The 14,595-nt window shown below is 42.4% G+C and carries 12 protein-coding genes; 1 reads left to right on the forward strand and 11 read right to left on the reverse strand.

Going from position 1 to position 14,595, the window contains the following annotated elements; all coding sequences use genetic code 11:
• Positions 1–280: 280 nt before the first annotated feature.
• From parC to parE, 3 genes are all read right to left on the reverse strand, one after another.
• Positions 281–2,761: a DNA topoisomerase IV subunit A gene (gene parC, locus QS39_RS08640; RefSeq protein WP_077805247.1), complete on the reverse strand. Its 2,481-nt coding sequence runs from the start codon at positions 2,759–2,761 to the stop codon at positions 281–283.
• Between the two features lie 342 nt (positions 2,762–3,103).
• Positions 3,104–3,922 carry an aminoglycoside 6-adenylyltransferase gene (locus QS39_RS08645; RefSeq protein ID WP_077805552.1) on the reverse strand — a complete coding sequence of 273 codons (819 nt, stop codon included), beginning with the start codon at positions 3,920–3,922 and terminating at the stop codon, positions 3,104–3,106.
• 26 nt (positions 3,923–3,948) lie between these two features.
• Positions 3,949–5,892 (reverse strand): DNA topoisomerase IV subunit B, encoded by a 1,944-nt coding sequence (gene parE, locus QS39_RS08650; protein ID WP_077805248.1) that lies wholly within the window; start codon positions 5,890–5,892, stop codon positions 3,949–3,951.
• Positions 5,893–6,027: 135 nt separating this feature from the next.
• Between parE and plsY the strand changes: the two genes are divergently transcribed.
• The gene (gene plsY / locus QS39_RS08655) at positions 6,028–6,669 is read left to right on the forward strand and encodes a glycerol-3-phosphate 1-O-acyltransferase PlsY (RefSeq protein WP_077805249.1); all 642 of its coding nucleotides are present in this window, start codon (positions 6,028–6,030) and stop codon (positions 6,667–6,669) included.
• A gap of 35 nt (positions 6,670–6,704) precedes the next feature.
• Here the strand turns inward: plsY and QS39_RS08660 are convergent, their stop codons facing one another.
• The 8 genes from QS39_RS08660 to QS39_RS08695 form a co-directional block, all read right to left on the reverse strand.
• Positions 6,705–7,661: an ABC transporter permease gene (locus QS39_RS08660; RefSeq protein WP_000029124.1), complete on the reverse strand. Its 957-nt coding sequence runs from the start codon at positions 7,659–7,661 to the stop codon at positions 6,705–6,707.
• 2 nt (positions 7,662–7,663) lie between these two features.
• Positions 7,664–8,722 carry an ABC transporter permease gene (locus tag QS39_RS08665; RefSeq protein ID WP_060806311.1) on the reverse strand — a complete coding sequence of 353 codons (1,059 nt, stop codon included), beginning with the start codon at positions 8,720–8,722 and terminating at the stop codon, positions 7,664–7,666.
• The gene (locus tag QS39_RS08670) at positions 8,715–10,250 is read right to left on the reverse strand and encodes an ABC transporter ATP-binding protein (RefSeq protein WP_033688653.1); all 1,536 of its coding nucleotides are present in this window, start codon (positions 10,248–10,250) and stop codon (positions 8,715–8,717) included. Before QS39_RS08670 ends, QS39_RS08665 begins: the two co-directional genes overlap by 8 nt.
• A 142-nt stretch (positions 10,251–10,392) precedes the next feature.
• Complete coding sequence (locus QS39_RS08675) at positions 10,393–11,445, reverse strand: BMP family lipoprotein (RefSeq protein ID WP_077805250.1); 1,053 nt, start codon at positions 11,443–11,445, stop codon at positions 10,393–10,395.
• 89 nt (positions 11,446–11,534) lie between these two features.
• On the reverse strand, positions 11,535–11,924 hold the full coding sequence (locus QS39_RS08680) for a cytidine deaminase (protein WP_000246089.1): 390 nt from the start codon (positions 11,922–11,924) through the stop codon (positions 11,535–11,537).
• Positions 11,911–12,573, reverse strand: coding sequence for a deoxyribose-phosphate aldolase (gene deoC, locus QS39_RS08685; RefSeq protein WP_077805251.1), 663 nt, complete (start codon positions 12,571–12,573; stop codon positions 11,911–11,913). The genes QS39_RS08680 and deoC overlap by 14 nt, the downstream gene beginning before the upstream one ends.
• A 19-nt stretch (positions 12,574–12,592) precedes the next feature.
• Complete coding sequence (locus tag QS39_RS08690) at positions 12,593–13,870, reverse strand: pyrimidine-nucleoside phosphorylase (RefSeq protein WP_077805252.1); 1,278 nt, start codon at positions 13,868–13,870, stop codon at positions 12,593–12,595.
• Positions 13,867–14,457: a class I SAM-dependent methyltransferase gene (locus QS39_RS08695; protein ID WP_077805253.1), complete on the reverse strand. Its 591-nt coding sequence runs from the start codon at positions 14,455–14,457 to the stop codon at positions 13,867–13,869. The genes QS39_RS08690 and QS39_RS08695 overlap by 4 nt, the downstream gene beginning before the upstream one ends.
• Positions 14,458–14,595 lie beyond the last annotated feature (138 nt).

Below are 14,595 nucleotides of genomic sequence, written 5' to 3' on the forward strand. Positions count from 1 at the left end.
CTTGAAACAATAAGAGTATAACATAAAAATATTATAGATGCAATCGTTTTCTTAAAAAAATTATTATTTTTTATTAGCTAAACTTGTATAGTTGCCCATATGTTACTAATTTCACATTTAAACATCAAGTGGTCTATACCACTAAAAGCAAGAAAACGACCAGGCTTAAATCCCTATCAGTTGGGAATCAGCACTGTCCGTTTTTGTATATATAGTCAAATTCAACTCTTAAATCTATAGGTTAACAAATTTCTCAATGCAAAGCTTTTCATTTTTTTTATCATCTCTTAGATTCAAATTCTTTATAAGCTTCCTGAAGATAGGCATCAAAAACTTCTTCATCTGAAATCGTGTCAGAGATGAAGCTACCGTTACTTGTTCGTTCTGACAGGTTCAAGTCTTGTAGTCGACTTTCATAGATTGTTCCTTTGTTAGATTGAACAAGCAGAGTTTGGTCATTCCCGTCCACTTCTGTACTAAAGAGGTCACCAACGAAGCCTTGTTCTGCGACTGCTCCTGCTAAGAAGACACGATGCGGTTTGTTTTTCAACTCACGCAAGACTTGAAGTCCTCGTTTGGCACGGCTTGTTGCTGGAATTTCCTCAATAGAAACACGTTTCAAGCTTCCACGCTGAGTTAAGAGATAGAAGGAGGAGGTATTACAGATAAAGGCCGATTGGAGGACATCATCTTCTTTCAAATTCATAGCCTTGACACCTGCAGCCTTAGCACCTACAACCGGAACCTCTTCGATATTGAAACGCAGGGCATAACCATTTTGACTAACCAAGAGAACATCATCTAGTTTAATCGGAGTCACTGCTACAATCTGGTCTGTCTCATCTTTTAGTTTAGCATACTTGACTGATTTAGATTTATAGGTCCGCCATGGAGTGAATTCTTTACGTTCTACACGCTTGATTTGACCAAGACGAGTTGCAGCAAAGTAAGTTGTCGCATCATCAAACTGATCTACTACTTCCACATAAAGGATTTCTTCGTTAGTTTCAAAGTTGGTAATGGTTTGGCTCAGATGCTCTCCGATATCCTTCCAACGAATATCTGCTAATTCATGGATTGGTCTGTAGATGACATTTCCAAGACTTGTGAACATCAAGAGGTGCTGGGTTGTCTTGGCAGATTGAACAAAAATCAAACGGTCGTCATCACGTTTGCCAATTTCTTCCAGCGTTGAAGCTGCGAAGGAACGTGGACTGGTACGCTTGATGTAACCTGCCTTGGTCACGCTGACATAGGTATCTTCCTCGGCGATAAGACTAGCTGTATCAATCTCGATTGCTTTCGCAGTGTCTTCTAAAGAACTCAAACGCGGAGTTGCAAATTTCTTCTTGACCTCACGAAGCTCTTTCTTCATAAGATTGTACATAGTCCGTTCATCACCGATGATAGCCGCAAGCATGGCAATCTTTTCACGAAGTTCTGCTTCTTCTTCCTGCAAGACAACCACATCGGTATTGGTCAAACGATACAGTTGCAAGGTAACGATGGCCTCAGCCTGCTCTTCTGTAAAATCATAGCTGACCTTGAGATTTTCTTTGGCGTCAGCCTTGTTTTCAGAAGCACGGATAAGGGCAATGACTTCGTCCAAAATCGAAATCACGCGAATCAAACCTTCGACGATATGGAGACGCTTCTCAGCCTTTTCCTTGTCAAAGCGGGAACGCGCCAAAATCACTTCACGACGGTGGGCGATATAGCTAGACAGGATTGGAACAATCCCAACCTGACGAGGTGTGAAATTGTCAATCGCCACCATGTTAAAGTTATAGTTGATTTGCAGATCAGTGTATTTGAAAAGATAATTAAGAACAAGCTCTGTATTAGCATCTTTCTTGAGCTCAATAGCGATACGAAGGCCGTCACGGTCAGACTCATCACGAACCTCAGCAATACCTGCCACCTTGTTATTGACACGAACATCATCGATTTTCTTGACTAGATTAGCCTTGTTGATTTCATAAGGAATCTCAGTGATAACGATTTGTTCCTTACCACCTTTTAGCTTTTCAATCTCAGTCTTGGAACGAACAACCACGCGCCCTTTTCCTGTTTCATAAGCTTTCTTGATTTCATCACGGCCTTGGATGATGGCTCCTGTCGGGAAGTCTGGTCCCGGCAAGAATTCCATGAGTTTATCCACCTTGGCAGTTGGGTGGTCAATCATGTAGACTGTCGCATCAATAACTTCAGCCAAATTATGCGGTGGAATATCTGTGGCATACCCAGCTGAAATCCCAGTTGAACCATTAACTAAGAGGTTTGGAAAGGCTGCTGGTAAGACAGTTGGTTCCTTCTCGGTATCATCAAAGTTCCAAGCAAAAGGAACGGTCTTTTTCTCAATATCTTGAAGAAGGTAACCAGCAATCTCTGACAAACGCGCCTCGGTATAACGCATAGCCGCAGGCGGATCTCCGTCCATAGAACCGTTATTACCGTGCATTTCAACTAGAATCTCACGATTTTTCCAGTCCTGTGACATACGAACCATGGCATCATAGATAGAACTGTCACCGTGTGGGTGGAAATTACCCATGATGTTCCCGACAGACTTGGCCGACTTGCGGTAACTCTTATCAAAGGTATTGCCATCCTTATTCATCGAATAAAGAATGCGGCGCTGAACCGGCTTCAATCCATCCCGAATGTCTGGCAAAGCCCGGTCTTGAATGATGTACTTGGAGTAGCGACCAAAGCGCTCTCCCATAATGTCCTCCAAGGACATATTTTGAATGTTACTCATATAGGATACAGAGCCCGTAAAATATCAAGTGAAAATAGAAAATTCTTAAAGCGAGCGATGTTCGCAAGAGAATTTATCTTTTTCACCCAGCATTGAGGGCGTGTTCAACTCCTTTCAAAGAATATAGAGTAGGTTTTTACAGAAAAGGTGTTCAGTTAAGATATAAAGGGACGATTTGGCTTGCCAAAAATGTCTGTAGAAAAATAGAAAATCGATGTAGGGCTCGATGAAGTCAAGACGATTTGACTTTTTTCCGAAAAAATTAGTCCCGTGTTCAGATACTACAAATAACCAAACGACCCTTTCTGTAGTTTAATCTTTTAAATTAAGGTCTTTAGTTAGTTAGCGATTAAGAAGTCTCTCCTCAGCATACTCAATCATCTTCTCAGCCACTTCTTTATCGTAATCAAAGCCCAGCTTTTGAGCAAGTCTTTGAGCTTCTCTATGGAAAAGTTGCATCGTAGCCAATAAAGACTGAGTGATTTTATCTATACTTGAAAAATCAAGCAAATCTGAGAATTCCTTTTCTTTCTCAGTGGGTAAATAGTTAAAAAGATACTTATAATTCTTGCCTATGTCGACTACTCCCCTATTACTTGCAACCTGCCAAGCCAAAATTTTCAAGAATTCTTGTTGACAAATGCCATAGAGATGGTCAGTCGCGTAGATGACTTGCTTACGACAGATTCCTTTGACCACGTAGGCTGACACCCACCAAAATTCATTGCAGGATTTTTCAAAATCTGTCTCACTAGCTGGACTCATCCAGAAACGCTGAGGACTGGGAGAATAGCACTCAAATAAGCCCTTCTTATCTTCTAAAAATATGAATTCCGCTTCACTATCCACCCACTCTTTGATGTGCTCTTTTGGGCAAAGAGTCAAATCGATACGGTTGCCATCTTCAAAGAGCATGAGATAAAGACGACGATGATCAAGAACAACCTCTTGCTCTATAATTCGTTTTCCGAAATAGTCCAACCAAGAAAGGTCACTCATCAGATTATCAAAATCATCCACGACATAGACCACATCGTAGTCTTGAAATTCATCTTTTGGAGCATTTTGGTTTGTCCGTGAACCAGACATAGCGACAGCTTTGACTTGTAAAGTTTTGGCAGTCTGTAAAATCAGATCTAGCATTTCTGTTTCGGCTCTCATGTTGATACCCATTCATTAAAAAGGACTTAAAACACTGTCGCTTCTTCCAGCGTAAACCTGACATTATCCTCAATCCACTTACGGCGTGGTTCGACCTTGTCACCCATGAGGACATTGACGCGGCGTTCTGCGCGTGCTAGGTCTTCGATAGTGACACGGATAAGGGTACGCGTTTCTGGGTTCATAGTTGTTTCCCAGAGCTGGTCCGCATTCATCTCACCAAGACCTTTATAACGTTGGAGTGTAGCACCTTTACCAAACTGTTTGCGGAGTTCTTCTAGTTCTCCGTCCGTCCAAGCATAGGCTACTTCTTCTTTCTTACCCTTACCTTTGGACATCTTGTAAAGAGGCGGAAGGGCGATATAGACATGACCTGCCTCAACTAGCGGACGCATGTAGCGGTAGAAAAATGTCAAGAGTAAAGTCTGAATGTGGGCACCGTCTGTATCCGCATCGGTCATGATAATGATCTTGTCATAGTTGGCATCTTCAAGGGAGAAGTCTGCTCCGACACCCGCACCGATGGTATAAATCATGGTGTTAATTTCTTCATTTTTGAGGATATCCGCCATCTTGGCCTTGGCTGTATTGATAACCTTACCACGAAGAGGTAGAATAGCCTGGAACTTGCGGTCACGGCCTTGTTTGGCAGAACCACCGGCAGAATCTCCCTCGACTAGATAGAGTTCATTCTTAGCTGGATTCTTAGACTGGGCTGGGGTTAATTTCCCAGACAACAAGCCCTTGTCTTTTTTATTTTTCTTCCCATTTCGGCTCTCATCACGCGCCTTACGTGCCGCTTCACGAGCGTCACGGGCCTTGATAGCCTTGCGGATGAGGTTAGAAGCCAATTCCCCATTTTCCATAAGGAAGAAGGTCAACTTATCCGCCACAATGCCATCCACAACTGGGCGAGCTAGTGGACTTCCTAGTTTGTCCTTGGTCTGTCCTTCAAACTGGAGGTGTTCTTCAGGAACCAAGATAGAAAGAACGGCCGCTAGTCCCTCACGATAGTCTGAACCTTCAAGGTTTTTATCTTTTTCCTTGAGAAGCCCCGTCTTACGCGCATAGTCATTCATGACCTTAGTGATAGCAGACTTGAGTCCTGTCTCATGCGTTCCGCCGTCCTTGGTACGAACGTTATTGACAAAGGACAAAATATTATCTGAAAATCCATCATTGTACTGGAGGGCAACTTCTACTTGGAAACCATTATCTTCCCCCTCAAAGTAGAGAACTGGTGTCAAGGTCTCCTTGTCTTCGTTCAGATAAGAAACAAAATCTTGTACCCCATTCTCATAGTGGAACTCAATCGCTTCATCTGTTCGCTTATCTGTCAGAGACAAGGTCACATTTTTCAAGAGAAAGGCTGATTCATTAAGGCGCTCTGAGATGGTATTGTACTTGAAGTCTGTAGTAGAGAAGATGGTCGCATCAGGCATAAAAGTAACCTTGGTACCTGTCTTAGACTTGGGCGCTGTACCGATTTTCTTCAGAGTCGTGACAGGTTTGCCACCATTTTCAAAACGTTGCTGGTAAACTGCACCATCACGAGTGATTTCTACCTCCAGCCAACTAGATAGAGCATTTACAACGGAAGAACCAACCCCGTGGAGACCGCCAGATGTCTTGTAGCCCCCCTGACCGAATTTCCCTCCAGCATGAAGAATGGTAAAGATAACCTCAACAGTTGGAATTCCCATCGCGTGCATACCAGTTGGCATTCCACGTCCGTGGTCTTGAACCGTTAAACTTCCGTCTTTATTAATGGTCACATCAATACGGTCACCAAATCCAGACAAGGCCTCATCGACTGCATTGTCGACGATTTCCCAGACGAGGTGGTGGAGACCTGCCCCATCAGTCGATCCGATATACATCCCTGGACGTTTACGGACCGCATCCAACCCTTCTAGCACCTGAATGGCATCATCATTATAATTGTTAATATTGATTTCCTTTTTTGACACAAGGAACCTCCTATTCGTTCATCTTTACTATTCTACAAGTTTTCCAAGGATTTTGCAAAATTTTTCTTTCTCCGGTGTGACAATTTCAGAAGAGATTCTATGCCTTTCTTCTCCATTTCATGATATAATAGGAGTATGATTACAATAGTTTTATTAATCCTAGCCTATCTGCTGGGTTCGATTCCGTCTGGTCTCTGGATTGGACAAGTATTCTTTCAAATCAATCTGCGCGAACATGGTTCTGGTAACACAGGAACAACTAATACCTTCCGCATTTTAGGCAAGAAAGCGGGAATGGCAACCTTTGTGATTGACTTTTTCAAAGGAATCCTAGCAACACTGCTTCCGATTATGTTTCATCTGCAAGGCGTTTCGCCTCTCATCTTTGGACTTTTGGCTGTTATTGGCCATACCTTCCCTATCTTTGCAGGATTTAAGGGAGGCAAGGCTGTCGCAACCAGTGCGGGAGTGATTTTCGGATTTGCGCCTGTCTTCTGTCTCTACCTAGCAGTTGTTTTCTTTGGAACCCTCTATCTTGGTAGTATGATTTCACTTTCCAGTGTCACAGCATCTATCGCAGCTGTTATCGGAGTTCTACTCTTTCCACTTTTTGGTTTTATCCTGAGCAATTATGATCCTCTATTCATCGCTATTATCCTAGCACTGGCTAGTTTGATTATCATTCGGCATAAGGATAATATCACACGTATCCAGAATAAGACTGAAAATCTTGTTCCTTGGGGATTAAATTTAACCCATCAAAATTCTAAAAAATAAACGCCAGTTTGAATGTACTGACGTTTTTTGTATGCTTATTTTGATTTGATATAGTTGATACCATCTGCTTTTGGTGCGACTGCTTTTCCAAAGAAGGCTGCCAAGACAAGAATTGTCAAGACATAAGGTGCGATTTGAAGATAAACCGCAGGAACTCCTTGTAGGAATGGCAATTGAGAGCCGATAACAGCCAAGCTTTGTGAAAGCCCAAAGAAGAGACTAGATAGCATGGCTCCGATTGGATTCCATTTTCCAAAAATCATCGCAGCAAGTGCGATAAATCCAGGTCCAACAATAGTTGTCACTGAGAAGTTAACTGAGATGGATTGAGCATAAATCGCTCCACCAATTCCACCTAGAAAACCTGAAATAATAACCCCTAAATATCTCATCTTGTAGACATTGATTCCCAAAGTATCCGCTGCTTGAGGATGTTCACCTACAGAGCGGAGACGAAGACCAAATCGGGTCTTGAAGAGGATAAACCAAGCAAGGAACGAGAAGGCAATCGCTAGATAACCAAGTAGACTAGTTGACTTGAAGAAAATATCACCGATAACTGGGATATTTGCCAAGACTGGGAAATCAAAGCGTCCAAAAGTCTGACTTAGGTTGTCGGTTTGTCCTTTATTATAAAGCACTTTCACCAAGAAAACAGCCAAGGCAGGCGCCATCAAGTTCAATACCGTACCGCTGACAACATGGTCTGCACGGAAATGAACCGTCGCTGCTGCGTGGATGATAGAGAAGAGACCACCAACTAATCCTGCCACAAGCAAGGATAGCCATGGAGTTGCTGCTCCAAATTGTTCTGCAAATTCAAGGTTAAAGACAACTCCAGAAAAGGCACCCATAACCATAATTCCTTCCAGGCCGACGTTTACGACACCACCACGTTCAGAGAAAACACCACCGATACTTGTAAAGATGAGGGGTGCTGAGTAAATCAGCATAGAAGACACCAAGAGGGTGAGCAAGGTTGTAATAGACATCTTTACTTACCTCCTTTAACTTGTTTTTTCGGTTTGACAAAGCGTTCGATAAGGTAATGAACACTGACAAAGAAGATAATAGACGCTGTTACAATGCTGACAAGCTCAGACGGTACCTGCGCCGCATTCATACCAGGGGCTCCAACTTGGAGAACACCAAATAGGAAGGCTGCAAAGAGAATACCAATTGGTGAGTTGGCCGCAAGCAGACTAACCGCCATACCGTTAAATCCGACAGCTAATGACGACCCCTGAACATAAACGTTCTGGAAGGTTCCCAGACCTTCAACAGCTCCACCAAGACCAGCCAAGGCACCTGAGATAATCATTGAGAGGATAATCGTTCGTTTTGCAGAAATACCAGCGTATTCTGAAGCATGTGGATTAAGACCAACTGCACGAATTTCAAAACCAAGGGTTGTTTTCTTGAGCATGAACCAAATGACTGCAACGGCAATGAGAGCAAAGAAAATACCGATATTCATCCGTGAGTTACCAGTCAACTCAGCCAACCAAGGTGTCTGGTAGGTTGCATTAGCACCAACACGAATGGTCGAATCTGTACTTTGCATAAAGTCTTTAGGGAAGGCATGGATAAAGGCATTCCCTACATACAAAACAATGTAGTTCATCATAATGGTTACGATAACCTCTGACGTCCCTAGATAGGCTCTCAGAATACCCGGAATCGCTCCGACAATCCCACCAGCAATCAAGGCAATCACGATAGTTGCTAGAATCATCAAGGGACGTGGCATATCTGGATGCGACAAGGCAAACCAACCACTGAGAATCCAACCAGCCAAAGCCTGACCAGGAAGCCCGACGTTAAAGAAACCTGCACGACTGGCAACAGCAAAACCAAGACCAATCAAGACCAAAGGTCCCATAGCACGGAAGATTTCTCCAATCCCACGCAGACTACCGAAGGCTGTATAGAACAATTCTTCGTAGCCCCAAATAGCATCATAACCGAAGATCCACATGACAATGGCTCCAAGTAAAATTCCTAGGAAGACAGAAATCAAGGGAACCGAAATTTGTTGTAATTTTTTAGACATCACTCTTCTCCTTTCCCAAGTTTCCACCAGCCATCAAGACACCAAGTTCTTGTTTATTGGTTGTTTCTGGTGATACAATACCTTGAATCTTACCATCATGGATAACGGCAATCCGGTCTGAGACGTTTAAAATCTCATCCAATTCAAAGCTGACAACAAGGACAGCCTTGCCATTATCACGCTCTTCAATCAAGCGTTTGTGGATATATTCAATGGCACCGACATCCAAACCACGAGTTGGCTGGCTGACGATAAGGAGATCAGGATCACGATCAATTTCACGAGCAATAATTGCTTTTTGTTGATTTCCTCCTGAGAGTGCAGCTGCAGGAACAAATTCACTGGCAGCACGAACATCAAATTCTTCCATTAGCTTTTTAGCATAAGAAGTAATATTTGAATAGTTCAAAATTCCATTTTTACTATGTGGTTCTTTATAGTAGGTTTGAAGGGCAATATTTTCGGAAATCATCATTTCCAAAATCAAACCATCACGGTGACGGTCTTCTGGAACGTGCCCAACACTCAACTCTGTAATCTGACGTGGGTGCAAGCCTACAATTGAATCTCCTTTTAGCTCAATGCTTCCAGATTCAACCTTGCGAAGGCCTGTAATGGCTTGAATCAGTTCAGACTGACCATTTCCATCAATCCCCGCAATACCAACAATCTCTCCAGCACGAACATCCAAGGACAGATTTTTAACAGCTGGAACACCGCGGTTTTCATTGACCACCAAGTCTTTGATAGACAAAACCACTTCTTTTGGTTGAGAGGCTTGTTTCTCTGTTTTAAAGGAAACAGAACGTCCTACCATCATTTCTGCCAAATCAGCATTGGTAGCCCCTGCGATTTCGACAGTTTCAATTGATTTCCCACGACGGATAACTGTAACACGGTCAGAAACTGCTCGAATTTCATCCAACTTGTGGGTAATCAAGATAATTGATTTTCCTTCTTTGACAAGATTTTTCAAAATAGCCATCAACTCATCAATTTCTGATGGAGTCAAGACAGCCGTCGGTTCGTCAAAGATAAGGATATCAGCTCCCCGATAAAGGGTTTTTAAAATTTCTACACGTTGTTGGGCTCCGACTGAGATGTCTGCTACCTTGGCAGAAGGGTCAACAGCTAAGCCATAACGTTCAGAAAGAGCCTTGATTTCTTTGCTAGCTCCAGCGATATCTAGCACACCATTTTTAGTCAATTCACTACCTAAAATGATGTTTTCAGCCACTGTGAAGGCTTCTACCAACATAAAGTGCTGGTGAACCATTCCAATTCCCAAACTAGCTGCTTTAGATGGTGAGTCTAGGTTAACAACTTGTCCGTTGACCGCAATTTCACCACTGGTTGGTTCAAGAAGACCTGCTAACATGTTCATGAGCGTGGACTTACCAGCCCCATTTTCTCCTAAAAGTGCATGAATTTCACCTTTTCTTAGGTGCAAGTTGATTTTGTCGTTGGCAACAAATTCACCAAACACCTTGGTAATATCACGCATCTCAATGACATTTTCGTGTGCCATGTGCTCTTCCTTTCAGAGTCTTATTTTATTTCAATAAAACTTGCTAGTTTGTATAGTAGCAAGCTTTACTGAGACAAAATGACTTTGTCTCAACTCTTAAAAAGCGGCCGATGGCCGCTTCCTAAGAAATAACTTCCATCCATTATTTTTCAGGAACTTTTACGCTTCCATCAAGGATTTTAGCTTTAGCATCTTCGACAGCTTTTTTACCTTCTTCTGAAAGGTTTGTCACTGCCAAGTCAACCCCTTTATCTTTCAATGAGTAAACGATCACTTGACCGCCAGGGAATTCACCTTTTTCTGCCTTGTTAGAAATATCTTTTACAGTTGTACCAACTTGTTTCAAAGTAGATACAAGAACAAAGTTTGATTCTTTACCATCTTTAGAAGTGTATTTACCTTCTGCTTCTTGGTCACGGTCAACACCGATAACCCAAACTTTTTCATTTTCAGGACGGCTTTCGTTGAGTGATTTTGCTTCTGCAAAGACACCTGCACCTGTACCACCAGCTACTTGGTAAACAATATCTGCACCAGCTGCGTATTGTGCGGCTGCAATTGTTTTACCTTTAGCAGCATCACCAAATGAACCAGCATAGTCAACTTGTACTTTGATAGATGGGTCTACTGAGGCAACACCAGCCTTGAATCCTGCTTCAAAACGAGAGATAACTTCTGACTCCATACCACCTACAAAACCAACTTGTTTTGTTTTAGTTGTTTTGGCTGCGGCCACACCAGCAAGGTAACCTGACTCATTATCAGCAAATGTTACACTAGCAACATTCTTTTTATCTTTAATCACATCATCAATCAAGACATAGTTCAAATCAGTGTGCTCTTCTGCTGCATCTTTAACTGCATTGTGAAGGGCAAAACCAACACCGAAGATTAGGTTGTAACTTCCAGCCGCTTGTTGCAAGTTGTTAGCGTAGTCAGCTTCACTTGTTGATTGGAAGTAAGTGAAACCTTTATCTTTTGAAAGATTATGTTCTTTACCCCAGTCTTGCAAACCTTCCCAAGCTGATTGGTTGAATGATTTATCATCAACACCACCAGTATCAGTGACGATTGCTGCTTTTGTCTTCACATCAGAAGATGAAGCTGCGTTACGAGAAGAGCGGTTACCACATGCAGCAAGTCCAACTGCTGCCACTGCAACTAGACCAAGGCCTAGCCATTGTTTCTTGTTCATTACTGAACCTCCTAAATAAGATGTGCAACGATGTTGCAAGTATGGATTGATTGGTCACAAGGACCGTGCCACTCAAAGAGCGACTCAGACTAGTTTAAGTCTGTAAAAGAATATGGAAGTAATTCCCCGACCGTCATCTCGACCGTCGATTTATCTTTTGCGACTAAGGTCACTTTTAGATCTTGTTCAAAAAATTCGACCATTACTTGGCGACAAGCACCACATGGTGAAATCGGTTTTTCAGTTTGACCATAAACAATCAGCTCTGAAAATTCTCTTTGCCCTTCAGATACAGCCTTAAAAATGGCTGTTCTCTCACCGCAATTGGTCAAAGGATAGCTAGCATTTTCGATATTCACTCCCGTGTAAACACTTCCGTCTTTGGCTACTAAAACTGCTCCGATAGGAAAGTGAGAATAGGGGACGTAGGCATGTTTGCTGGTTTCAATTGCCAGTTCAATCAACTCAGTAGTCGCCATCAGCCAATTCTCCTTTTAAAATGGCTACCCCAGCTGACGTTCCAATACGGGTCGCCCCTGCTTCCACAAAGGCAAGAGCATCCTCATAAGAACGAGCTCCACCGGCAGCCTTGACACCCATTTCTGGTCCAACTGTTTCACGCATTAATCTAACATCTGCTACCGTAGCACCACCAGTTGAAAAACCAGTAGATGTTTTAACGAAATCAGCCCCCGTTTTTTGGGCTAATTGGCAAGCTACAACTTTTTCTTGGTCTGTCAGAAGGCAAGCTTCAATAATGACTTTCACTAACTTGTCACCACTTGCTTCCACTACTGCACGAATATCTGACTCAACCAAGGCTAAATTGCCTGATTTGAGAGCCCCAACATTGATTACCATGTCAATCTCATCTGCACCATTTTGGATAGCTTCTTTTGTCTCAAAAGCTTTCACAGTTGAAGTTGTTGCTCCCAAGGGGAAACCTACTACTGTGCAGACCTTGACATCTGTGCCTTCAAGCCCTTTTTGGGCATGTTCAACCCAGGTCGGATTAACGCAAACACTGGCAAAATCATACTCTATAGCCTCAGACAACAAACAATCAATTTGATTTTCTGTTGCATCTTGTTTTAAAAGCGTATGATCGATATATTTATTTAATTTCATATTCGGATTCTCCTGCGGTTTATGAGATAATTTCTATAATTTCTCGTAAACTTTGCACCCTATCATTTATTTTAACATATTTTTGAAAATCTGTAACTAGCTGAGGAGAAATTTTTCCATTTGTGTATACTTTTGCAACAATTTCTCCCTTTTGAACGGAATCTCCAACTTTCTTTTCAAAAACAATTCCTGTTTCATAGTCCAAGGCATCAGACTTGACTGCACGGCCTGCCCCCAGTCTCATAGCATAAAGCCCAAATTCCATAGCTGGAAGAGCTGAAATGACACCCGTTTCCTGAGCAGGGATTTCCACCACATGGGTAACATTTACAGGACGATAGAGGTCTTCCAAGTCTCCACCTTGGGCTTGGACCATCTCCTCAAACTTAGCCAGTGCTTGACCATTTTCAAGATGTTGGCGAACTTCTTCAACTGTTTTATTTACATTTGCCAAACCAAGCATAATTTGAGCCAGTTCACAGATGAAGTGGGTAATATCCTGACGTCCTTGACCTTGTAAAATCTCCAATGCTTCAAGGATTTCTAGACGATTTCCAATCGCTCGTCCCAAGGGCTGACTCATATCCGTAATGACTGCTACCGTTTTTCTACCAACTGCCTTACCAAGTTCCACCATGGTTTGAGCCAATTCACGCGCCTCATCAACCGTCTTCATGAAGGCACCTTCACCGACAGTCACGTCTAGCAAAATAGCATCCGCCCCTGCAGCAATTTTCTTGCTCATCACCGAACTCGCAATCAAAGGAATCGTGTCGACAGTTGCTGTCACATCACGTAGGGCGTAGAGAAGCTTGTCAGCTTTAACCAGTTGGTCTGATTGCCCAATGACCGATACACCAATGTCCTGTACCTGACGAATAAAATCCTCTTGACTGCGTTCCACTTGATAGCCCTTGATAGACTCCAATTTATCAATTGTTCCACCAGTATGGCCGAGACCACGACCACTCATTTTGGCCACAGGAACACCAAAGCTTGCAACAAGAGGAGCCAAAATCAAGGTCACCTTATCACCAACACCACCAGTAGAATGCTTGTCAACCTTAACCCCATCAATAACAGATAAATCAAACTCTTGCCCTGTCTGAACCATCTTCATAGTTAGGTCAGAGATTTCTCGAGTCGTCATTCCTTTGAAATAGACAGCCATAGCAAAAGCAGACATCTGATAGTCAGGAACAGTTCCTAACACATAGCTTTCAACTAGCCATTCGATTTCACTCGAAGTCAGTTCTTGACCGTCTCGTTTCTTTTGGATTAAATCAACTGCTCTCATTCTTTCACACTTCTAAGGATATAGTATCCCTTATCTTTTTTGACGATTTCACAATTGCCAAACACTTCCTCCATCTTTGACTTGGCGCTTGGAGCCCCTTGTTTTTTCTGGATAACAATTGTTAAATCCCCACCAGTTTCCAAGAAATCTTTACTTTTCTCAATGATTTCATGAACTACTTGCTTGCCCGCACGGATAGGAGGATTGGAAATGACATGGTCAAATTTCCCTTCAACTTGTTCATAGATGTTGGACTGGAAAATCGTCGCTTCTACTTTATTTCGTTCAGCATTTTGTCGTGCCAAATCCAAGGCACGATTATTGATATCGACCATGGTCGACTGAACTCCATAAGCCTTAGCCAAGGACAAGCCCAGAGGCCCATAACCACAGCCTACATCAAGGACATTCTCTCCTTGGTTGACCTCAAGACACTTGAGCAAAAGTTGACTGCCAAAGTCAACCATTTTCTTGCTAAAAACACCTGCATCTGTCAAAAAGGTCATTTTTTCTCCCAACAAGTCCACTCTTAACTCATGAATGTCGTGAGCAGCGTCAGGATTTTCTGCATAATACATTTTACTCATGAAACTATTTTACCATAATTTGACTTAAATTGTAAATCGTTTACAAATTGATAATAAAACGAAAAAGACTGAAGAAAGCTAGTAAGTAAAACATTTTCTTCAATCTCTTTCAACACTTATAGATGAATGATAAGCCAT

Origin of the sequence: Streptococcus mitis (genome assembly GCF_002005545.1) — a bacterium.
GTDB classification, from domain to species: domain Bacteria; phylum Bacillota; class Bacilli; order Lactobacillales; family Streptococcaceae; genus Streptococcus; species Streptococcus mitis_I.